Annotated in this window: 21 protein-coding genes; 14 read left to right on the top strand and 7 right to left on the bottom strand. The window is 62.7% G+C overall.

The features are described 5' to 3' along the window. Positions 1-130 precede the first annotated feature (130 nt). Positions 131-1,027, top strand: a complete 897-nt coding sequence (locus ADU59_RS24815; protein ID WP_068957627.1) for a LysR substrate-binding domain-containing protein — start codon at positions 131-133, stop codon at positions 1,025-1,027. 22 nt (positions 1,028-1,049) lie between these two features. Here ADU59_RS24815 and ADU59_RS24810 read toward each other — a convergent pair whose 3' ends face one another. Beyond that, positions 1,050-1,958 (bottom strand): DUF1499 domain-containing protein, encoded by a 909-nt coding sequence (locus ADU59_RS24810; protein ID WP_068957625.1) that lies wholly within the window; start codon positions 1,956-1,958, stop codon positions 1,050-1,052. Between the two features lie 283 nt (positions 1,959-2,241). On the opposite strand from ADU59_RS24810, the gene ADU59_RS24805 reads away from it, so the two are divergent. The 5 genes from ADU59_RS24805 (at position 2,242) to ADU59_RS30410 (ending at position 4,598) form a co-directional block, all read left to right on the top strand. Next, positions 2,242-2,637, top strand: coding sequence for a hypothetical protein (locus ADU59_RS24805; protein ID WP_068957623.1), 396 nt, complete (start codon positions 2,242-2,244; stop codon positions 2,635-2,637). Positions 2,638-2,676: 39 nt separating this feature from the next. Continuing rightward, on the top strand, positions 2,677-2,928 hold the full coding sequence (locus ADU59_RS24800) for a hypothetical protein (RefSeq protein ID WP_068957621.1): 252 nt from the start codon (positions 2,677-2,679) through the stop codon (positions 2,926-2,928). A 117-nt stretch (positions 2,929-3,045) separates the two neighbouring features. Further along, positions 3,046-3,888, top strand: a complete 843-nt coding sequence (locus tag ADU59_RS24795; protein WP_068957619.1) for an alpha/beta fold hydrolase — start codon at positions 3,046-3,048, stop codon at positions 3,886-3,888. A 100-nt stretch (positions 3,889-3,988) separates the two neighbouring features. Then, the gene (locus tag ADU59_RS24790; protein WP_068957617.1) at positions 3,989-4,240 is read left to right on the top strand and encodes a type II toxin-antitoxin system Phd/YefM family antitoxin; all 252 of its coding nucleotides are present in this window, start codon (positions 3,989-3,991) and stop codon (positions 4,238-4,240) included. Positions 4,241-4,265: 25 nt separating this feature from the next. Then, positions 4,266-4,598 carry a hypothetical protein gene (locus tag ADU59_RS30410; protein WP_139093218.1) on the top strand — a complete coding sequence of 111 codons (333 nt, stop codon included), beginning with the start codon at positions 4,266-4,268 and terminating at the stop codon, positions 4,596-4,598. Between the two features lie 27 nt (positions 4,599-4,625). Here the strand turns inward: ADU59_RS30410 and ppdK are convergent, their stop codons facing one another. The 5 genes from ppdK to ADU59_RS24765 form a co-directional block, all read right to left on the bottom strand. After that, on the bottom strand, positions 4,626-7,292 hold the full coding sequence (gene ppdK / locus ADU59_RS24785; RefSeq protein ID WP_068957615.1) for a pyruvate, phosphate dikinase: 2,667 nt from the start codon (positions 7,290-7,292) through the stop codon (positions 4,626-4,628). Between the two features lie 134 nt (positions 7,293-7,426). Continuing rightward, a complete protein-coding gene (locus tag ADU59_RS24780) occupies positions 7,427-9,049 on the bottom strand; it encodes a diguanylate cyclase domain-containing protein (protein ID WP_244506503.1) in 1,623 nt (540 codons plus the stop codon). 143 nt (positions 9,050-9,192) lie between these two features. After that, positions 9,193-12,654, bottom strand: a complete 3,462-nt coding sequence (locus tag ADU59_RS24775) for a chromosome segregation SMC family protein (protein ID WP_068957611.1) — start codon at positions 12,652-12,654, stop codon at positions 9,193-9,195. 180 nt (positions 12,655-12,834) lie between these two features. Further along, a complete protein-coding gene (locus ADU59_RS24770) occupies positions 12,835-13,719 on the bottom strand; it encodes a DsbA family protein (protein ID WP_099050926.1) in 885 nt (294 codons plus the stop codon). Positions 13,720-13,842: 123 nt separating this feature from the next. Further along, complete coding sequence (locus ADU59_RS24765; protein WP_068957609.1) at positions 13,843-14,349, bottom strand: DUF721 domain-containing protein; 507 nt, start codon at positions 14,347-14,349, stop codon at positions 13,843-13,845. A gap of 95 nt (positions 14,350-14,444) precedes the next feature. On the opposite strand from ADU59_RS24765, the gene mutY reads away from it, so the two are divergent. The 5 genes from mutY to ADU59_RS24740 all read left to right on the top strand — a co-directional run bounded on the left by mutY (position 14,445) and on the right by ADU59_RS24740 (position 18,371). Then, positions 14,445-15,539: an A/G-specific adenine glycosylase gene (gene mutY / locus ADU59_RS24760; RefSeq protein ID WP_068957607.1), complete on the top strand. Its 1,095-nt coding sequence runs from the start codon at positions 14,445-14,447 to the stop codon at positions 15,537-15,539. An 11-nt stretch (positions 15,540-15,550) separates the two neighbouring features. Further along, complete coding sequence (locus tag ADU59_RS24755) at positions 15,551-16,165, top strand: HAD family hydrolase (RefSeq protein ID WP_068957605.1); 615 nt, start codon at positions 15,551-15,553, stop codon at positions 16,163-16,165. Positions 16,166-16,185: 20 nt separating this feature from the next. Beyond that, the gene (locus tag ADU59_RS24750; protein ID WP_068957602.1) at positions 16,186-16,542 is read left to right on the top strand and encodes a nuclear transport factor 2 family protein; all 357 of its coding nucleotides are present in this window, start codon (positions 16,186-16,188) and stop codon (positions 16,540-16,542) included. Positions 16,543-16,663: 121 nt separating this feature from the next. Beyond that, positions 16,664-17,707 (top strand): calcium-binding protein, encoded by a 1,044-nt coding sequence (locus tag ADU59_RS24745; protein ID WP_068957601.1) that lies wholly within the window; start codon positions 16,664-16,666, stop codon positions 17,705-17,707. Positions 17,708-18,167: 460 nt separating this feature from the next. Continuing rightward, positions 18,168-18,371 (top strand): hypothetical protein, encoded by a 204-nt coding sequence (locus ADU59_RS24740; RefSeq protein ID WP_068957599.1) that lies wholly within the window; start codon positions 18,168-18,170, stop codon positions 18,369-18,371. 60 nt (positions 18,372-18,431) lie between these two features. Here ADU59_RS24740 and ADU59_RS24735 read toward each other — a convergent pair whose 3' ends face one another. Continuing rightward, positions 18,432-19,562: a site-specific DNA-methyltransferase gene (locus ADU59_RS24735; RefSeq protein ID WP_068957597.1), complete on the bottom strand. Its 1,131-nt coding sequence runs from the start codon at positions 19,560-19,562 to the stop codon at positions 18,432-18,434. A gap of 146 nt (positions 19,563-19,708) precedes the next feature. Here ADU59_RS24735 and ADU59_RS24730 point away from each other — a divergent pair, with 146 nt between their 5' ends. The 3 genes from ADU59_RS24730 (at position 19,709) to ADU59_RS24720 (ending at position 22,146) form a co-directional block, all read left to right on the top strand. Further along, the gene (locus ADU59_RS24730) at positions 19,709-20,005 is read left to right on the top strand and encodes a nucleotidyltransferase family protein (RefSeq protein WP_068957688.1); all 297 of its coding nucleotides are present in this window, start codon (positions 19,709-19,711) and stop codon (positions 20,003-20,005) included. Further along, the gene (locus tag ADU59_RS24725) at positions 20,002-20,352 is read left to right on the top strand and encodes a HepT-like ribonuclease domain-containing protein (protein WP_099050925.1); all 351 of its coding nucleotides are present in this window, start codon (positions 20,002-20,004) and stop codon (positions 20,350-20,352) included. Before ADU59_RS24730 ends, ADU59_RS24725 begins: the two co-directional genes overlap by 4 nt. A gap of 129 nt (positions 20,353-20,481) precedes the next feature. Further along, entirely contained in the window at positions 20,482-22,146 is a 1,665-nt protein-coding gene (locus ADU59_RS24720) for a vWA domain-containing protein (RefSeq protein WP_244506502.1), read from the top strand. The last annotated feature ends 23 nt before the right edge of the window (positions 22,147-22,169 follow it).

Genomic DNA, 22,169 nt, shown 5'->3' with positions numbered 1-22,169 from the left:
CATCCATAGCTTCAAGATCGTGCCCATCGTCCTCATTCCCTTCACATCCATCGATGCGGCAGTGTGATCCCGCTTGCCCGCGGCGGACAAACGAGCTTATTGTCCCCTTCGAATGACTTGAGGTTATGTGATGAAACGCGGACGCTTGCCGTTGACGGCCCTGCGCAGTTTCGAGGCGGCGGGGCGGCTGGAAAGCTTCACGCTGGCAGCGCAGGAGCTGTTCGTCTCCCAGGCCGCCATCAGCCGCCAGGTGCGTGAACTGGAAGCGCTTCTGGGAAAGCCGCTGTTTACCCGGCATCACCGCAAGGTGCTTTTGAGCCCCGACGGCGTGCAGCTGCTTGAAACGCTCGCCACGGCTTTCGACAGTATCGACGCGCGGCTTGAGGATATCCGCGCAAAAGAAACTGTCGCTCTCCTGACGGTCAATGCCGAGCCCAGTTTCGCCGGCTGCTGGCTGGTGCCGCATCTGGCGGATTTTCGCGCGCTTCACCCTGGGATCGATGTCTCGATCGAATCCGAGGCCCGGCTGATCGAATTTCGCGGCAATGAGGCACAACTTGCCATCCGTCACAGCGCGCAGGCAACGGCCTGGCCCCGTTCACAGGCCCGCCGCCTCTGCGACGTGGCGATGGTGCCGGTCGCGTCCCCGGTGATCCTCGCGGACACGCCGCTCAAAACACCGCAGGATCTTCTGTCCCACACGCTGCTGCATGAGGAAAACCGCGACGTCTGGACCCGCTGGTTCGCTGCCGCGGGATTGACGCCCGGCGCGGAGCGGATGCGCGGGCCGATCTTTGCCGATTGCGCGCTGGCGCTGCAGGCAGCCCTGCGCGGTCATGGCATCGCCCTTGTCGATAGCGTGCTGGCACGCGACGATCTCGACGCCGGGCGCGTCATCCAGCCGTTCGACCTGTCGGTTCCGCAAGGCGCCTACTTTCTGGTGGCGCGCGATTTCGATCTGCTGCCGCCCGAGGCGAAAGCCTTTGCCGACTGGATGACGGCCTGTTTCGCCGCGCCGTACACCTGACGAACGGCGCGCAGCGGCCGCATCAGTCTCCGGCGATCCCCAGCAGTTCCGCGTCAAGCGCATGCAGGAACTGGTCGGCAAAGGCGGCACCGAGGCCAAGGTCGTGTGCGCCGTAGCGTGACGCCACGCGCATGTCGACGAAGGTGGTTTCCGCCTCTTCGCGAAGCCGGATCAGCACATCGAGGCGAAAACCGACGATCGGCGTGCGCCATTCTCCCTGCACCAGGATATCCGTCGAGCGGCGTCCGGGCCGCATGTCGCCCGGCACCATCTGTGGGCGCGACAGCGGAATCGGCACGTCGTCCGGATCGGTGTCGGCGGGGGCTGCATCCGAAGGCTTGACGGCCATGTCCTCAAGGTCGGCCTCGGCATTCTCGGCGCCTTCCTGCGCAACGATGCGGATACCCGTCTGCTCCGCCACGACCTTGACGCCCTGGAACACGCGATCGAGCGCGCCGTCGTAGCGGCGGCCGGTCAGCCCCGGATAGGCGGCAATCTGCGCCTCGCGGTCCTCCGGCGTTACCTCACGCGGGCGTTTCAGCCAGCCCTGCGGCACATCCGGCGGCTTGATCCATGGCGGCGGCGTCACGGTGTCGGTGCTGACATCGTAGATCGCCGGCTTGGAAAAATATTCGCCGAGCGTAAAGCCGGCCACACCGATGGGAAGCACCGCATAGAGAAGGGCCACGAACGAGGCGATGCCGCCAACGGCGGCCACCTGCCAGAGCCGGACGAAACCGACGATCGCCAGCACCACGGCAAGAACCGCAAGACCGGTGGAAAGGGCCGCGAGCGCCACAAAATTCGGCGTTACCAACGGACCGAAACGATGCGCCAGCACGGCGGCAACGAAGAGACCGAAGGCAAAGCGGGCGATCCGGCGCGCCCAGCGGGCGGCAAGAGACGTGGGGCGCTCATACTTGATCATCATCTGGCAGAATCAATCCCTTGGCCCGGATGCGGCAACCTCTCTCCTGTTTAGAGCATGATACCGAAGGGTGTGAAGCGGTTTTCGGCGGGATCATGCTTCAACGGGGGCCGGAGCGAGCAACCAAGGCGTGCCGCAAATTCGCCATTCTCCTTGACCATGTCTTAACAACGGGGATCAGACGTGTTTCCCGGTCCATACGGCGTTGGACCGGATTGCACATCGATCAGGATTTCCAGGCACGCAGGAGACGCTCGCCTTTCCAGCGGCCTGAAGGAGAATGAGCATGCTATCATCCGAACCCAAGACGACAGCGCCATCGGCGGCCACGCCAACAGCCGCGCCGGTTTCAGAACCGGGCCTGACGATGGAACTGCTTGAGCTCGAGCTTTCGCTCGACGGCTTCACGACAGGGCCGGACGGCTTTGCCGCCCATGTCCGCGCTGCCGCTGCCGCGATCGACGGCGCCTTCCTGTTCGAACTGCCGGCATCCGGCCTGCTTGACGATTGCGACCGGATCGCGGTCCTGCGCATTCCCAGGGAAGGCAGCGCGGCGATGGCGACGATCTTTGCCTGCCTGGAGACCGATGGCGCCACGATCCGCATCGAGACCCCCGACGAGAAGACGGCGGATCTGAAGAATTTCGCCGAAGCCTTTGTGGATGTGCTGCAGCGCATCTGATAGATGGATCGGGTCTGCCAAACGTTTCAAGGTCTGAATATGCCTATTCGAACGATCCTGTCGCTTGCGGTCCTTGGCGCAATCCTTGCCGGCTGCGCGACCATGACGCCGGAAGAACGCCGCGCCAATGACGAGAAGACCTGCCTCTCCTATGGGTTCCGCCGCAATACCGACGCCCTTTCCACCTGCCTGCAGCGCCTCGATCTCGACCGCCGTGCCGAAGCGCGGGCCACGCGATATGGCAATGATACGATGATGTGGGGCTGGAACAGGCCGGTCATCATCCGCTGACGGCATAGCCTTCCCCGCAAGAAATTTTCCCGTTCGGCGCCAAATGGCGCAGGCTTTTGCTTTGGCAAAGGCAATTGCCGCCTATGATGGGTGCGACACCGATCGGGAGACGTTTCCATGAAAACCGTGCTGAACTTGCTCTGCGCCCTCGTCCTCCTCTCCGCCCTGCCCGCACTGGCGGCGGAACGCTGGCAGGAACTGCCCGACCCCGCTCCCCTGCCGAAGGCGGACAAAAGCGGCACCGCGCCGGTCAACGGCATCGACATGTACTACGCCGTCTATGGCTCCGGCCCGCCGGTCCTGCTGATCCATGGCGGCCTTGGATATGCCGATGTCTGGGGTGCACAGGTGGCCGATCTTGCCAAGGACCATACGGTCATCGTCGCCGACAGTCGCGGTCACGGCCGCTCCACCCGCAATGCCCAGCCCTACAGCTACGACCTGATGTCGTCGGACTATCTGGCTCTGCTCGATTACCTGAAGATCGAAAAGACGGCGCTTGTCGGCTGGAGCGATGGCGGCATCATCGGCCTCGATATCGCCATCCACCATCCCGAGCGGCTGACGAAACTGTTCGCCCAGGCCGCCAATTCCAAGGTCGACGGCGTCATTCCGACGGTGATGGAAAACAAGACTTTTGCCGCCTACATCGAAAAGGCCGGCGAGGTTTACAAGAAAATCTCCCCGACACCGACCGAATACGACGCCTTCGTCACCCAGATCAGCAACATGTGGGCGAGCCAGCCCAACTGGAGCGACGACGACCTGAAGACGATCACCACGCCGACGGCAATCGTTCTCGGCGACCACGACGAGGCGATCAGCCGCGACCATACGGACTATCTGGCCAAGACCATTCCCGGTGCCGAACTGATCATCCTCAAGGACGCCAGCCATTTCGCCATGCTGCAGGACCCGGAGGGGTACAACAAGGCGGTGCGGGATTTCATTGATAAGTAAACCGAGGAAACCGACCCGGATTGGACACACTGATCCGGATGGATTTGCGGCTCTCCAGGAAATGAATTAAGCAAGCTAAGCTAGTTTTTTGGAGACCATGATGCGCGAAGTCGGAGCGTTCGAGGCCAAGAACACATTGGGAAGTCTTCTCGACTACGTCGAGGATGGTGAGGAAATTGTGATCACCCGTCATGGAATACCCGTTGCGCGGCTCATCAAGGAGACGGGTCTACGCGACCGGTCCGCCGCAATCGCAGCGGCAGAGGGCATTCGGGCACTTGCCAGGGAAACCAAGCGTGGCGGCTTCAACTGGGCGGAATGGAAAAGCTATCGCAACGAGGGACGTCGATGAGCACGGTGCAGCTAAGGAAACTCCCATGCCATATCAGTCCGTAAACCTTGAGTTTGAGCCGATACCTCAGAATGGTCGGAGGCGAAGCCAGGTTTTCGTCCAATCCAAAGATGCAATCACTACCCCGTTGGGAAAGCAAAGTTCTCCTCCCGATCGCGACCGGCAATCGCATTTCGAACAACAATTGTGCCGGATAGCCGCTTATTTGCATGCTTCCGAACTGCCGATATTCATTCGCTGGCGTGGCGGCATCTTAACACGCATGGATAAAGGTTGCATTGGTCATGCGGAAGCCGCAGGCTTTTTGACGCCAAATTGGAACGACGGCACCTTAGTTAGCGTCACCCTATCGCAATAACCTAGATCGTTTTATACTTACCCTCCCTCACCCCTTGCCGTTGATCGCCGCCTGCGCGGCCGCAAGCCGTGCGATCGGCACGCGGAAGGGCGAGCAGGAGACGTAGTCCAACCCTGTTTCCTCGCAGAAGCGGATGGAGGCGGGATCGCCACCATGTTCGCCGCAGATGCCGAGCTTCAGACCGTTCTTGGTGCGGCGGCCGCGCTCGGCAGCGATCTGGATGAGTTCGCCGACACCATCAAAATCGAGCGAGACGAACGGGTCCTTCTCGACAATACCCTTCTGGATATAGGTGTTGAGGAACTGGGCGGCATCGTCGCGGGAGATGCCGAAGGTGGTCTGCGTCAGGTCGTTGGTGCCGAAGGAGAAGAAATCGGCGCTCTCGGCAATCACATGGGCGCGAAGGGCGGCACGCGGCAGCTCGATCATCGTGCCGACGAGATATTCGATCTCGATGCCGGATTCGCCGATGACTTCCTTAGCAACGGCATCGATACAGGCCTTGACGTAATCGAGCTCCGACTTGAGGCCGACCAGCGGCACCATGATTTCCGGCACAACCGGAGCGCCGGTCTCGCGGGCAGCCTCGACGGCTGCCTCGAAGATGGCGCGGGCCTGCATCTCGGCAATCTCCGGATAGGAGATTGCCAGCCGGCAGCCGCGATGGCCGAGCATCGGATTGAACTCGTGCAGCGCATCGACACGCTGGCGCAGTTCCGCCGGGTTCATGCCGAGCACGGCTGAGACATCGGCGATCTCCCCGTCGGTCTTCGGCAGGAACTCGTGCAGCGGCGGATCGAGCAGGCGGATGGTCACCGGCAGGCCGTGCATGATCGAGAACAGCTCGGCAAAGTCGGAGCGCTGCATCGGCAAAAGCTTGGCGAGCGACACCCGCCGCCCGGCCTCGTCGGCGGCCAGGATCATCTCGCGCATCACATTGATGCGCTCGCCCTCGAAGAACATGTGTTCGGTGCGGCAAAGCCCGATGCCTTCGGCCCCGAACGAGCGGGCGGCGCGAGCATCGGCCGGTGTCTCGGCATTGGTGCGCACCGTCATGCGGCGGCTGGCATCGGCCCAGGCCATGATCTTGCCGAAGTCGCCCGAGAGTTCCGGCTGCAGCATCGGAATCTCACCCTTCAGCACCTGGCCGGAGGACCCGTCGATGGTGATGATATCGCCCTTTTTCAGCGTCATGCCGGCGGCGATCAGAAGCTCGTTGCGGGCATCGACGCGCAGGTTGCCCGCGCCGGACACGCAAGGGATGCCCATGCCGCGCGCCACCACCGCCGCATGGCTGGTCATGCCGCCGCGGCAGGTGAGAATCCCTTCGGCGGCATGCATGCCGTGAATATCTTCCGGGCTGGTTTCGACGCGCACGAGGATGACCTTGCGGCCCTCCTTTTCGGCCAGCACCGCCTCTTCGGAAGTGAAGACGATCTCACCCGTCGCCGCCCCCGGCGAGGCCGGCAGGCCGGAGCCGATGATGTCGCGACGAGCGCGCGGATCGATGGTCGGGTGCAGCAGCTGGTCGAGCGAGGCCGGGTCTATGCGGGTGACGGCCTGATCCGTCGTGATCGTGCGGGCTTCGGCCATATCGACGGCGATCCTCAGCGCCGCCTTGGCCGTGCGCTTGCCCGAGCGGGTCTGCAGCATCCAGAGCGTGCCGCGCTCGATGGTGAACTCCAGATCCTGCATGTCGCGATAGTGGCCTTCCAGCCGGGCGCAAATCCTCTGGAATTCCTCGAAGGCTTCCGGCATCAGCTTTTCCAGCGACGGCTTGTCGGAGCCGGATGCGATGCGGGCGGCCTCGGTAATGTTCTGCGGCGTGCGGATGCCGGCAACGACGTCCTCTCCCTGCGCGTTGACGAGGAATTCGCCGTAAAGCTCGTTTTCGCCGGTCGACGGGTTGCGCGTGAAGGCGACGCCGGTGGCGGACGTGTTGCCGAGATTGCCGAACACCATGGCCTGCACATTGACGGCAGTGCCCCAGGCGGCGGGAATATTGTGCAGATGGCGATAGGTGATGGCGCGCGGGTTCATCCAGCTGGCAAAGACGGCGCCGATGGCACCCCACAATTGCACTTCCGGATCCTGCGGAAAGGCCTCGCCGAGTTCCTCTTCGATCACCCGCTTGTAGAGCGAGATGATATGCTGCCATTCGACGGCGGAGATCTCTGTGTCGTTTTCATAGCCAAGGCGGCCCTTCTCGTCCTCGAGGATTTCCTCGAAGACCTCGTGATCGAGCCCCATGACCACATCGGCATACATCTGGATGAAGCGGCGATAGCTGTCCCAGGCAAAGCGGGCATCGCCGGCATCATGGCCGAGCGCCTGCACAGTATGGTCGTTAAGGCCGAGGTTGAGGACGGTATCCATCATGCCCGGCATCGACGCGCGTGCGCCGGAGCGGACCGAGAGCAGCAGCGGGTGCTGCGTGTCGCCGAAGATGCGGTCGGTAATCGCCTGCATCTTCTCGATGCCGGCCTTCACCTGGGCTTTCAATTCATCGGGAATGACGCGGCCGTCGTCATAGTAGCGCGCGCAGGCCTCGGTGATGATCGTCAGGCCGGGAGGGACCGGCAGGCCAAGATTGCACATCTCCGCCAGGTTGGCCCCCTTGCCGCCCAGCAGGTCACGATCGCCCGCACTTCCCTCGGCTTCTCCACCGCCGAAGGTATAAACCCACTTCGTCATGCTCATTCTCCACCCATTCGGCTCCCACCGAAGCGTACAGTATCCCTTTCGGGTTTAAAATGCATCGGCGGCAGAATTTTGCTGCACTGCAACAAAATCAAGGAAAAACCTGTCCCAATGATCGGAGCGAGCCGTCAGGCAGCGGCGCGGCTTCGGCGCCATGTGCTTTTTCCGGATGCCTTTGCCTGATAGAGGGCGGTGTCGGCGGCGCTCATCAGCTCGTCGGGGTCGAAGCCGTTTTCGGGCGCAGCGGCGATACCGATGCTGACGCTGATGCCGATCTGGCGGTTGGCGATGCCAAAGGGCTCCCCGAGTGCAAGGACGCAGCGGTTGGCGATATCGGCGGCCCCTGCCGCCGACGCATGCTGGAGAATGGCGAATTCATCGCCACCGAGCCTTGCCACCAGATCGCCGGCACGCAGCACCGATTTCAGCCGTTCGGCAACCTGCTTCAGGAGCATATCGCCGGCGGCATGGCCAAAGGTATCGTTGACCGGCTTGAAGCCATCGAGATCGAGATAATGGACCGCCAGTTCCCCGCCATCGCGCGCGGCGGTTTGCAGCGCGGCTTCGAGCCTCTGGCGAAACTGCATGCGATTGGGCAAGCCCGTCAGCGGATCGTGATGGGCAAGATGGGTGGCGTGCGCCTCGGCGCGGATGCGATCGCTGACATCGGCGATGGTCAAAAGCAGCCGCCGGGATGGTCCTTCGTTCAGCATGCGGACATAGATGAGCACATGGTGTTCGCCGCCGCTGGCCGTCGTCTGGCGCCAGACGGTGCGTGCCTCGCAATCTCCCTCAAGCCCGCGCAGCGTGGTGCCGAGCTTTTCGCTCTCGCCGGGGACGTGAAAATCGGTGATGCGCTTCTCCAGCATCGCCCCGGCTGCAAGGCCATACAGCGCGACTGCCGCATGGTTCACCGCGAGAATGTCGAGCGTGGCCGCATCGCAGACCATCATCGGCATCGGATTGGCGTCGAACAGAAGCCGGGACGACTCTTCCCGGCGTTTCAGATCGGTGATGTCGATGCGCATGCCGATGGCGCCGCCGTCGGGCGTGCGACGGTCGTCATGGCGCAGCCAGCGCCCGTCACGCAACATCTGCTCGTGCTGGGAGACCGGCATCATATGCCGCGCCATCCGTTCCTCCAGCCACACATCCGCATCATCCACCGCCTCGGTGGTCTGACCGCTGCCAAGGCTGATTTTCAGAATATCGCGGAAGGCGATGCCGGGCCGCAGATGCGCGGCGATCTCCGGATAGAGTGCCGCATATTTCTCGTTCCACAGGACATAGCGGTCCTCGGCGTCGAAGACGCAGGCGGCCTGCGGCAGCATGTCGATGATGAAGCCCAGGCGCCGTTGGGCGGCTTCCGCTTCCGCCAAAGCCTCCTCATTCTGCCGCTCAAGCTCGAGCTGCATCGATTCCAGTGCCTTTTCATCGATCAGGTCGCGGATCACCACACCCATGCGGCCATTGCCAAGACGCACGACGGAAAGCTCGACCGGGATCGCGCCGCCATCGCTACGCACAAGCATGGTTTCCCGGCGGAAGGATCTGGTTGTCGTCATCGACAGGGACTGCCATTGCGGCAGGAGGCGCAAAACCGGCGTTCCGGCCATCGTCGAACCGGCGCCGGACATCGCAATCGCGGCCTCGTTGGCAAAGACGATGACACCGTCCGCATTCACGCACAGCGATGCGAAGGAAACCGCCTCCAGCAGCAGCAAGGCATCTGCGCCCGTGAAATCCGTCAATCCCTTACCCTCGGCAGCCGACATCCGCCCTTTGACAAGGCCTTGCCAGGAGTGTGCGCGCAGATCGGAAAGATTCCCTTACCGGGCCCAGATACCGTGCAAGACGGACCGCCGGCTATGTCTCAAATCAAGAGGCCCGGAACCTAAACCGCCTCCCTCAGCTGCTCGGCCGTCTGCAGATCGACAGAAACCAGCTGGGAGACGCCCTGCTCGGCCATGGTGACGCCGAACAGGCGGTTCATGCGGGCCATGGTGATGGGGTTGTGGGTGATGATGACGAAGCGGGTCTCGGTGGAGGCCGCCATCTCGTCCATCAGGTTGCAGTAGCGCTCGACATTGTGGTCGTCGAGCGGTGCATCGACTTCGTCGAGCACGCAGATCGGCGCGGGATTGGTGAGGAAGACGGCGAAGATCAGCGCCATCGCCGTCAGCGCCTGCTCGCCGCCGGACAGGAGCGTCATCGTCTGCGGCTTCTTGCCGGGCGGACGGGCGAGGATTTCGAGGCCGGCGTCGAGCGGATCATCGCTCTCGATCAGCTGCAGCTCGGCCGTACCGCCGCCGAACAGATGGGTGAAAAGCCGCTGGAACTGGGCGTTGACCACATCGAAGGCGGTCAGCAGCCGTTCGCGGCCTTCGCGATTGAGGCTCTGGATTGCCGAGCGCAGCTTGCGGATCGCGTCGATCACGTCCTCGCGCTCCTTCAGCATGCCATCCAGCCTGTCGGAAAGCTCCTTCTGCTCCTCCTCGGCCCGCAGGTTGACGGCGCCCAGCCGTTCGCGCTCGATCTTCAGCCGGTCAAGCTCGCGCTCGATCTGGCGGACATCCGGAAGCTCGGCATCGACGGCAAGGCCAGTGAGCCGCATGACTTCATGCGGGGCACAGTTGAGCACCTCGCGGATACGGGCTTCCCCTTCGAGCCGCTTTTCCCGGGCGGAAACAAGCCGTTCCTCGGCCCGGCCGCGCTTTTCCCGCGTCTCGGCCAGTTCCGACAGCGCCGTGACGGCGATCCGGTCGGCGTCGCGCTGGCGTGTTTCGGCAATGGCCAGCACATCCGCCGCCTGCCGCCGCGCCTCTTCGGCTTTCGACAGCTCGCTCATCAGGGCGCGGCGCTTCTCGTCGAATTCGTCCGGCGCTTCGAGCAGTTCCTCGGCTTCCTCGCGCGCCTCGCTTTCGCGCTCGCGCAGGGTTTCGATATGTTCCTGGGCGCTGGCTGCCCGTGCATTCCACGTCTGGCGCTCCGCTGCGATGGCACGGATACGGCGCTCGCGGGCTTCGTTTTCGCGGGCAAGGCCGTCGTTGATGGCGCGGGCTTCGGCCACCAGCGCCCGGTCGGTGGCGACGGTGGTCATCTGGCTGTTGAGCGTCTGCTCCAGCTGGCCAAGATCCGGTGCATCCTCCAGCGCATCGCGGCCGCTCTCCATCTGCTCGCCGATCTCCTCGACCTGCAGTGAAAGCTGGCTGCTGGTTTCGGCCAGTACGGCGCGGCGGCGGACGAGATCGCCGGAGGCGCGCTCGGCGGCGGCAAGCGCCTCGCGGGCTTCGGCCAGCTTGCGCACCACCATGCGCTGGGATTCGCGCGACAGCCTTAGTCGCTCGTCCTCAGCACGGATGCGCGCGGCAGCGGCGGCAAGCTCGGCTTCGCGCGCCGCCAGCTGATCGCGGGCGTCAGCGAGTTCGCCTTCCAATTCGGCAAGACGGTTCTTCTGTTCAAGCCGGAGTGCTGCGGCGCTTGGCGCATCCGCTCCCGTCACATGACCATCCCAGCGCCAGACGGCGCCCTCGCGGGTGACCAACCGCTGTCCGGTCTTCAACAGCGGCAACAGCCGCTCCGCCGTGGCGTCATTCTCGACAATGCCGATCTGCAGCAGGCCGCGATCGAGCGCTTTGGGCGCACGCACATGCTGCGTCAGCGGCACCGCGCCATCGGGTAATTGCGGATCACTGGATGCATCGCCGGGCACGCGCCAATGGGCAGGCGCAGCCGGATCGAGCGGCGACTCCAGATCCTCGCCAAGGGCTGCACCCAAGGCTGTCTCGAAACCGCGATCGACCTTCATGTCGTCAACCACCGGCGGGGCAGCGCCCTGCACAGCGGACGCATCCAGCATGCGGCGGATGGTGCGGGCTTCGGTCTCGATGCCGTTCAGCCGGGCGCGGGCGGCATCGACCGGCGGACGCGCCGCGACCTCGGCCAGACGGGCGGCATTCAACGCTTCTTCGATATCGGCGACGGCGTTTTCCGCATTTTCCAGCGCGACCTCGACCGCCTCGACCTCTTCGCGCTTTTCCTGCGGATCGGGCAGCGTCGCAATCTGCCGGTCGAGCTCGCCGAGATCACGGTTCTGGTCGGAGAGCTGCCTGGCAAGCCGCGCCTGCCGCTCGGTGAGATCGCGGATGGTCTTTTCGAGCTGGTTGCGCGATGCCTGCGCCTCGGCACGTTCCGCAGTCAATAGCCCGAGCTGCCGTTCGCTCGCAGCCAGTGTGTCACTGACATCGGCCAGCCGCTCGCGCGCCTCTTCCGCCCGCTCGCCGGCTTCGGCCAGGAGGTCGGCAAGCTCGCTTTCCTCCTCGTCCAGACGCGCCAGAATACCGGCATTGTCGGCGACCAGGCGTTCTTCGCGAACAATATCCTCGGCCAGTTGCGACAGGCGGCGCTGCAATTCGTCACGGCGGCGGAGAATCCGGCCAGCATCTTCCTCCAGCTGCGACTTGGCAATCTGCAGCCTTTGCAAGGCCGCCGCCGCGCGGGCCTCGCCTTCGCGCAGTTCCGGCAGTTTGAGGCTGGCAATGCCCTGCACCTTTACCGCCTCCATCTGGGCCTGCGCCTTCTCGGCCACCAGCGAAGTCGCCTGGTTCAGCTGGCTGTCGGCTTCGCCCTCGGCTTCCTTGGCCTGCACCCAGCGGATATGCAGCAGCATCGCCTCATGGCGGCGGATATCGGCCGACAGCATCTTGAAGCGGTTGGCCTGACGCGACTGGCGCTTCAGGCTTTCGATCTGGCTTTCGAGCTGGGAGGTAACGTCCTCCAGCCGCTCGAGATTGGTTTCGGCGCCCTTCAGCCGCAGCTCGGCCTCGTGGCGGCGCGAATGCAGGCCGGAAATGCCGGCGGCCTCTTCGAGCAGCTGGCGTCTTGCCTGGGGCTTGGCCGCGATCAGCTCGCCGATCCGCCCCTGGCCCACCATCGATGGCGAACGCGCGCCGGTCGAGGCGTCGGCAAACAAAAGCTGCACGTCCTTGGCGCGGGCTTCCTTGCCGTTGATGCGGTAGACCGAGCCGTTCTCCCGCTCGATCCGCCGCGTCACCTGGATTTCGTCGCTATCATTGAAGGCGGCGGCGGTGCGGTCGCTATTGTCGAGATAAAGGCCGACTTCGGCCGTGTTGCGGGCCGGGCGATTGCCCGAGCCGGAAAAGATCACGTCGTCCATGCCGGACGCGCGCATGTTCTTGTAGGAATTCTCCCCCATCACCCAGCGCAGCGCCTCGACCAGATTGGACTTGCCGCAGCCATTCGGCCCGACAACACCGGTCAGCCCGCGCTCGATGACGAATTCGGAGGGTTCGACGAAGGACTTGAAGCCGAGAAGACGGAGCTTGGTGAATTTCATATGTCCACCCTCCCCTTGAGGGGGAGGGTCGGACCGAAGGTCCGGGGTGGGGTGACCTTTCGCGATATCCAACGGGTCACCCCCACCCGCGCATTCGCGCGACCTCCCCCCTCAAGGGGGAGGTAATAAAAAACGGGCGCACAAAGGCGCCCGCCGGTCGTTTTCTCGAAACGAGAGGGATCAGAGCATCGTGTCGATAAGGGCCGACATGGTGTCAACCGACATTTCTCCGGAATACTTCTTGCCATTGATGAAGAAGGTCGGGGTGGCCTTGACGCCGAAATCCTTTTCGCCCTTCTGCATTGTAGCCTGCACATCATCCAGAAGTTTCTGGTTCGTCAAGCAGGCCTCGAAGCTCTCCTGTGTAAAACCGGCGAGTTTCGACATCTGCAGCAGCGCGTCGCGGCCGTTCGGGGCGGCGGCCCAGGTTTCCTGCTGCTTGAACAGCATCGAGACCATCGGGAAATACTGGCCTTCCGGCGCGCAGCGCGCCAGCATGAAGGCGGCAGCGGCACGCGGATCGAACGGGAATTCGCGCACGACGAAGCGGACCTGACCGCTATCGACATATTTCGTCTTGATGGCGTCGAAGGTCTCGTTGTGGAAGCGGGCGCAATGCGGGCAGGTCATCGACATGTATTCGACGATCGTTACCTTGGCATCGGCCTGGCCGAGCGCCATTTCCGGCAGCGGACCCGGCGCCATCAGCTTGGCGACATCGACTTCGCCTTCCGACTGCGGCAGCTCGATCTTTGCCGGTGCTGCGGCCTGCGCCACCTGCGTCTGACCGGCATCGGTGGCGGTTGCCGGCGTGGCCGCCGACGACATAGTCGACGAGGTCATCGTGCCGTCGACCGGCTTCATCGCCGTGCTGGACGACATCATCGAGCCGCCTTCGGCCGGCTTGATCTCGGTCTTGGTGGCGGTGTCCGTCGTCGCGGTCGCGGGCGCATTGGCAGCCGCGTCCTTCTTCTCGTCGCTGCAGGCGGCGAGCGTGACGGCGATGGCGGCCACGGCAACGCCGCTCAGGAGGCGCTTGAACGGGCTCAATTCAGAAAGGGACATGGTTTCACCTGTGTAAGGGGATAAACGGAAACGCTCGAAAATTCGATAACTTGCCTTCTGCGGGGCGACAAGGGGCTGTCGCACACCAAAGTTCAAACAATTGTGACCGGCCGGTGTTCCCACTCACTTTTTGCGGGCCGACAGCACGGCCGTGCCAAGGCGGGTCAGCGCCGCCTTCAGCGCGTCGTTCTCGATGCCGCCGACCATCGTTTCCAGATGCCGCGCCCGCTCGCCGGTCAACGGTTTCGGCTTGCGATAGGGTTTGGGCGGCGGCGAAACCGGCTTCTGGACGATGCGCATCTGGTTGATCGCCGGGAAACCGAAAAAGCCGTTGATCCGCTGGATCAGCTCGCCCTGCGCGTGGGTGAGGAACAGGGCGCGCGCTCCCTCGCAGGCAATCGTCAGCACACCGGGCTGATAGCCGCCCTCGCCCGCCATTTCCGAGGCGCGGCGCGGCCAGGCGATCTTTTCCGGCCGGGTGCAATCGGCAAAGTCCTCGCCGGCGATCTCGTCCCAGGAACCGAGCAACAGCGTGTTGATACCGGCGCGCTTGGCAAGCACCGGATCAATCAGGCCGTTGGCGATCTCGCTGATCTGGCGGCCGCCCTTGCGGGTATGCGATTGTTTCAACAGAAGGCTTCCGGTTCTGACGCCAAGGATTCGATTACGCCTTGAAGGATGGCGGCTACTCCTTCAAGTATAGGGCGCAACCAACCTCCCGGCAAATGATGCAGCACACTGACAATGCGGCCGACGCGGCCAGACGGCTTCTCTCCTGGTACGACCGGCATCATCGCGATCTGCCCTGGCGCATATCGCCGCCAATGGCACGCGATGGCGTGGTCGCCGATCCCTATCACATCTGGCTGTCGGAAGTGATGCTGCAACAGACCACCGTGCAGGCGGTCAAACCCTATTTCCACAAGTTCCTCACGCTCTGGCCGAAGGTCACGGACCTTGCATCGGCCGATACCGAAGAGGTGATGAAGGCCTGGGCCGGGCTTGGCTACTACGCCCGGGCGCGAAACCTGAAGAAATGCGCCGAGGCCGTCGCCCGCGATCATGGCGGCGTGTTTCCCGATACCGAGGAAGGCTTGAAGGCGCTGCCGGGCATCGGCGACTATACCGCCGCCGCCGTCTCGGCCATCGCCTTCAACCGGCAGAGCGCGGTGCTCGATGGCAATGTCGAGCGGGTGATTTCGCGGCTGTACGCCATTGAAACGCCGCTGCCGTCGGCCAAGCCTGAAATGCGGGCATTGGTGGCGCGGATGACGCCGGCGGACCGGCCGGGCGACTTTGCGCAGGGGATGATGGATCTCGGCGCGACCATCTGTACGCCGAAACGGCCGGCCTGCGCGCTCTGTCCGCTCAATGCGGACTGTCTGGCACTGAAGATGGCGGATCCGGAGACCTTTCCGCGCAAGGCCGCAAAGAAGGACAAGCCGCTGCGGGTGGGCGCTGCCTTCGTCGCCAGCGGTCCGGATGGCGCGGTCTATCTGCGCAAGCGGGCCGAAACCGGATTGCTCGGCGGCATGACGGAGGTGCCGGGGACGGCATGGACATCGCGCATCGATGGCGACAACACTATCGAAGCCCAGCCTTTTGCCGCCGCCTGGGAGCCCTGCGGCACGATCACCCATGTTTTTACGCATTTTGAATTGCGCTTGTCGGTCTACCGGGCGAATGTCGCCATCCGCGACAAAAGCGGAAACGGCTGGTGGGAACCGCTTGCCTCTCTCGAGGCGCAGGCGCTGCCGACCGTCATGAAAAAAGCAATCGCCCAGGCTATACCGCACGCCTTCAAGGCCGGGACGAACTGAGGAACACCTGAATGAGCATCGAGATCCGCCACATCGTCTTCGACATCGGCAGGGTGCTGATCCATTACGATCCGCATATCCCCTTTTCCCGGATCATTCCCGACGATGCCGAGCGCAACTGGTTTTTCGCCAATGTCTGCACCCATGACTGGAACATCGAGCAGGACCGCGGCCGCGGCTGGCAGGAGGCCGAAGAGCTGCTGATTGCCGAGCATCCGGCGCATGAAGACAGCATCCGCGCCTTTCGCAAGCATTGGCACGAGATGGTGCCGCACGCCTATGTCGAATCCGTCTCGATCATGGAGGGCCTGATTGCCAAGGGTTACGACGTGACCATGCTGACCAATTTCGCCTCCGACACGTTCAAGGAAGCCCAGAAACTCTATCCGTTCCTCACTCTTCCGCGCGGCGTGACGGTTTCGGGCGATGCCGGGCTGATCAAGCCGGACGTGGCGATCTACCAGACCCACGCGAAATCCTTCGGCCTCGATCCGGCGGCAACGCTGTTCATCGACGACAGCATGCCCAATGTCGAGGGTGCGCGGGCGGCAGGCTGGCATGCCGTGCATTTCACCGATCCGCAGACGCTTCAGGCCGATCTTTCGGCCTATGGTCTGGCAGTGTAAAGGCGAGCGCCGGAGATAGCATGCCCCTTGATCCCGTCGCCCTGACCATCCGCTATCACGCCGCCATCAACGCTCTCGATTTCGCAGTCATCGCGGATTTCTTCGCTGAGGACGCGACCTATTCCTCCGGCGGGATCGGCGGCCTGAACGGGCGTGCCGATATCATGGCGGCGTTCCGGCGCTATTTCACCGAATATCCCGACCAGATCGCCGAAGACAGCATTGTCGAGCCCGTTTCCGCCATCGCGGCACGTTCGGTCTGGCATCTGACGGCGACCAGCACCCTCACCGGAAACGGCGTTCAGCGGCAGGGCGAAGAGATTATCACCTTCCGTGAAGACGGCAGGATCATGAGCGTTGACGTGACCGACCGCTGACACCAAAAGCCCTCCTTGATATCACCAAATCGCCGCAATTGGTTCAGCTATCATTCACCTTCATAGCTGCATCATCCCGCCCGGAAGACTGCATCGCAACTCACCGAAAGGCCGCGTTTCCATGGCAAAGATCATCGATGGCACCAGCAACAATGATTACATCGTGCAGAGCGACTACACCACCGGTCCGGTAGAGATTTACGCCTATGGCGGCAACGATACCATCTACCTCAACGTGACCAGCAGCGCTGGCGGCAACAACTATGTCAGCGCCGGCACCGGCAGTGACAAGGTCGTCACCTATTTCGAAGGCGGCAACGATATTTTCCTCGGTGACGGCAATGACCTTTACATCGCCGACATCAAGGCGGGTGACGCGAACGGCTACGACATCGTCAAGGCCGGCAACGGCAACGACCGTTTCGAAGTCGATACCCTGGCCAGCAAATATTACGGCGAAGCCGGCAACGACACCTTCCTGTCCTGGGGCGCCGACAACTATTTCAACGGCGGAAGCGGCACCGACACGATCAGCTATGAGCTGCAGGACGACTATGCCTCGCAGCGCGGCAAGGGCGTCACCGTCGATCTCGGCGGCCAGCGGGCCTCGACCACCAAGGGCCATTTCGAAGACCTGATCAGCATCGAGAATGCGACCGGCACCAATCTGGGCAGTGACGACATCACCGGCAGTTCCGGACGCAACGTGCTCAAGGGCCTCGGCGGCAACGACGTTCTCGATGGGCTTGGCGGCAATGACGACCTGTATGGCGGCGCCGGCAACGACGATCTCTATGGCGGCTCCGGCGCCGATATCCTGGTCGGCGGCACGGGCTTCGATTACCTGACCGGCGGCACCGGCGCCGATACGTTCGTCTTCAGTTCGACCCGCGAAACGGCCGTCGGCACAAAGCGCGACGTGATCACCGATTTCCACCGCTCCGAAGTCGATATCGTTGATCTCTCGAAGATCGATGCCAACACGCTGAGCAGTGGAAACCAGGCATTCTCGTTCATCGGCGGCCAGTCGTTCCACGGCAAGGCCGGCGAGCTGCGGTTCAGCGGCGGCATCGTCTCGGGCGATACCGATGGCGACGGCCATTCCGACTTCCAGATCAAGATGAACGGCGTCACCAAGATGTATGCCGACGACTTCTTCCTGTAAGCCGGCGCGTTTTCCAAGCGACAAACGGAGCTTCGCCTGACGGCGGGGCTCTTTTTTTCACCGTCACAGCTTTGAAAACAGAAACGCCCAGGACCATTGCGGATCCTGGGCGTTTAAGTCTTCTTCCGGGACTGAAGGTACTAAACCGGACGAAAACTATCTCTGAACCGGGCGGTCTTGCGGCCGCGCGGTCAAGCAATTTACGGGTCGCCCCGCGCGCCTCGTATGGTTGATCACACGGTCGTCTTGCTCGTGGCCAGACTATCTGCGGGATGGTTAAATTGTTCTAAAAACCGCATTACCATTTCTGGGATCGTCACCGGTTTCTCTGGATTTTTTTGCCGGCGACAGGCAGGCTCAGCCGTGAGTTGCATCGACTCATTCCGGGAAGATCGATCGACTTTCCGAAACCCCTTCCTTCCGCGATTGCTCCTGTGCAGCAGCAGGAAAGGCAGTGCATATGAGCGAGAGCAGCAACATATCGGTCCGGCCCGCAACCGCCGGGATCAACGCGGAAAGCCCCGCCCGCTGGGTCATTCATTGCATCTGCTGCGAACAGCCCGTCGAGCCGTGGCAGAGCACCGGCTACGCCTTCGGCTATTGCGCCCACTGTTTCACGATCCTGATGGAACCGGCCCTGATGGAACCGGTAGGCAAATCGTAAACGCCACGCAACCCTTGCGGATTGCGCGGCGTTCACTGATGTTTCAGCCAGTGGCCTGGATCAGTTGATCTTGGCCATGTCGCTGCGAATGACGGCCCGCAGGTCGTCGATCGGCCTGAGCGACGTGCCGTCGTCATAGTGCCAGAAGGTCCAGCCGTTGCAGGCGTCGAGCCCCTGCACCTTGGCACCCAGACGGTGGATCGAACCGGCGTCGCCGCCGCTTGCGACCGTTCCGTCGGCACGCACGATGGCGCTGTGGCGGCGTCTCGCATCGGTCAGCACCGTGCCCGGCTTGATCATGCCGCTTTCGATCAGTGTGTTGAAGGCAACGCGCGGTTCGGCCTTCTTGCCGGTCATGACCGACAGGGTTGCCTTGCCGAGCGGCTCGACGGCGGCGATCCGCTCGGACGCCGCATCGATATAGGCCTGTTCGCGCTCGATGCCGACGAAGTGACGGCCGAGGCGCTTGGCAACAGCCCCCGTCGTCCCCGAACCGAAGAACGGGTCGAGCACGATGTCGCCCGGCTTGGTCGAGGCCATCAGGATGCGGGCGAGCAGGGCTTCCGGCTTCTGGGTCGGATGTGCCTTCTTGCCGTCGTCGCCCTTCAGCCGCTCGCCGCCCGAGCAGATCGGGAACAGCCAGTCGGAGCGCATCTGCACGTCGTCGTTGGACGCCTTCAGCGCATCATAGTTGAAGGTATAGCCCTTACCCTTGGCGCTGGGGCTTGCCCAGATCAGCGTCTCATGGGCGTTCTGGAACCGGCGCCCCTTGAAGTTCGGCATCGGATTGGTCTTGCGCCAGATGATGTCGTTGAGGATCCAGAAATTCAGGTCCTGCAACGTCGCACCGACGCGGAAGATGTTGTGGTAGGAGCCGATGACCCAGAGCGTGCCGGTGGGCTTCAGCACCCGGCGGCAGGCGAGCAGCCAGGCGCGGGTGAAGGCGTCATAGGCCTCGAAGGAAACGAACTGGTCCCACTCGTCATCGACAGCATCGACCAGCGACTGGTCGGGCCGGTGCAGCGAACCGCCGAGCTGGAGGTTGTACGGCGGGTCGGCGAAGACGACATCGACGGAGTTGTCGGGAAGCGCCTCAAGCGCTGCGACGCAATCGCCCTTGATGATGGAATCGAGCCAGCCGGAACGGCTGACGCCGCGGGAGATTTCGGCCAATGAAACAACTGATGACATGGACAACTCGCACCTACGCTTACTCGGAACTGATTTCTGCCCTTATGGTTACCGAACTTGGTTACCAAACCCTGAAGGCAGCCTGAAAATTTGCGAAATCATACAAGAGGATGGAAAGTGAACCATCGATACGGTATTTTGTTTTCATGATCCGAAGCGACGCCATAGCAAGACTGCAGGCACAAGCCGATACCGTTCGGGGAATGGGTGCGACCGCACTTTATGTCTTCGGCTCGACGGTGCGCGATACCGCGCATGCGGCAAGCGATCTCGACCTGTTCATCGACTACGATCCAGCCAGCCGGTTCAATGCCTTCGACCTGATCGGGATCAAACTTCTGCTGGAAGCGGAACTTGCCGTACCGATCGATATCACCACGCGGGACGGGCTGCATCCGGTCCTGAAGTCCGGGATCGAAAAAACCGCCGTGCAGGTTTTTTGATGGCAAGGGAGTTTCGCCATGCCCTTGGTGATATGCTCGCTGCCATCGAAGGCATTGAAACAGCGGTGGCAGGCAAGACGCTGGCGGACTATGAAAATGATTGGCTGCTCAAACATGCCGTCCAGCGGGCCATAGAGATCATATCCGAGGCAAGCCGCGCTCTTCCCGAGGACGTCAGGGACCTGCGGCCGGAAATTCCCTGGCCACAGGTGCGAACGATCGGCAATGTTCTCCGGCATGAATATCACGGTTTATCCGACAGGATCATCTGGGGCGTCGTCGTTGACGAATTGCCCGCATTGAAAATGGCCGTCGCCAGCCTCATTGCAACATTCAAAACTCCGTAAGTGTTTCGCTTGCCGAATAACCCGACCGCTCCAGCCGTATGATCAGGCAAGCACCGGCGATTGCCGGGCAACCCCGTGCCGTGCGACAGTCGATCTCATGACTGGCCCATGACAGACAAGGAGAGTTCCGTGCGCTTTTCAGCTGCCTTCGCCCTTCTTCTTTCGATCCTGTCACCCTCGCTTGTTCAGGCGGCAGACCGGACCATCGTGGTGCTGGATGCATCCGGTTCGATGTGGGGCCAGATCGACGGCCGGTCCAAGATCGAGATCGCGCGCGAAACGATCGGCAAGGTGCTGCCTTCCGTTTCGAAAGACACGGAGCTTGGCCTGATGGTCTATGGCCATCGCGACAAGGGCTCCTGCTCGGACATCGAACTGGTCGTGCCGCCGGCCAAAGGCACCGAGGCTGAGATCGCCAATGTCGTCAACGGCATCACGCCGAAGGGCAAGACGCCGCTGACTCAGGCTGTGCGGGAGGCGGCGGAAGCCCTGAAATACACCGAGGAAAAGGCGACGGTCGTTCTGGTCACGGACGGCCTCGAGACCTGCCAGGCCGATCCATGCGCCCTTGCCGCCGAGCTTGAGAGCAAAGGCGTCGATTTCACCGCGCATGTCGTCGGCTTCGGGCTGACGGAGGAGGAAGGCAAGAAAGTTTCATGCCTTGCCGAAGGCACCGGCGGGCAGTATTTCCAGGCATCCGACGCCAGCCAGCTGGTCGCAGCCCTTGCCGCCACCGTCGCGGGCCCACCGATGGTCAAGCAACCGGCCGAGCCGGTGGAACAGGCAAAACCGGTCCAGCCCGAATACAATACCGTGCTCGAAAGCAGGCTTTCCGAAGGTGGCCCACCGATCGGCGAAAGCAGCGATATCCAGTGGAAGATCTTCAAGGCCGGCGCCAATGGCGAGCCGGAAGGAGACTATATCGCGCTGGAATACAAGGGTGGCTATTCGGCGACCTATCCCGCCGGCAAATATATCGCCGATGTGATGCTGAACAGCTCGATCGAGCGCAAGGTGCCTTTCGAGATCAAGGACGGCGAAGTCGCCAAAGCCTCCGTCAATTTCGACGCGGGCTACCTGATCATCACGCCGAAGCGGACGCCACAGGATACGGCAGCCGACGACAACGCGGCGGTCCTGATCGGTTTTGGCGACTATTCGACCACCTATTACGGCCTGACGAAATTCTATGCGCCGGCCGGAAATGTCAGCCTGAAGGGAACGATCGGGGCGGCAACGGCCGAGGAAACCGTTGCGGTCAAGGCCGGTGAAACCCTCGAGCACGACCTCGTCATCGGCTCGGGCGTCATCGACAACAAGGCCGTCTATGCCGAAGGCGGCCTGGCGGTCGATTCGTCCGAAGTCTTCTTCGAGATCCTGTCGCCGCAGAAGGACATCAACGGCGACCGCAAGAGCTTTGGCAACACCTACGGCACGGGCACCAAGCTGGACACGCCGACGGGCGATTTCATCCTCGCCGCCAAACTCGGCCTTGTCAGGGGCGAGACGCCGTTCTCGATCAAGGCCGGCGAACGCAAGGACGTCACCGTCAATCTCAACGGCGGCGTCATCGCCATCACGGCGCCGGGCGCAGAGAAGATCGAGATCTACGAAGCAAAGAAAGACATCCAGGGCAACCAGAAGATCGTCGCCACCGCCTTTGGCACCGAGTACACCGAAACCGTCCCGCCCGGCGACTACATCGTCCGGGCGAGCTATGAAGGCGACCGGGCCCAGAAGGACATGCCGGCCACGGTGAAAGCCGCCGAGCGCACGGAGGTCGCGGTGCAGTAGGAGGCATCCGGCAGGCGCGCTTG

It is taken from the genome of Pararhizobium polonicum, from assembly GCF_001687365.1.
In the GTDB taxonomy this organism is placed as follows: domain Bacteria; phylum Pseudomonadota; class Alphaproteobacteria; order Rhizobiales; family Rhizobiaceae; genus Pararhizobium; species Pararhizobium polonicum.
The sequence above is the reverse complement of the archived record's forward strand: the minus strand, read 5'-3'. Positions and strand labels throughout refer to the sequence as shown.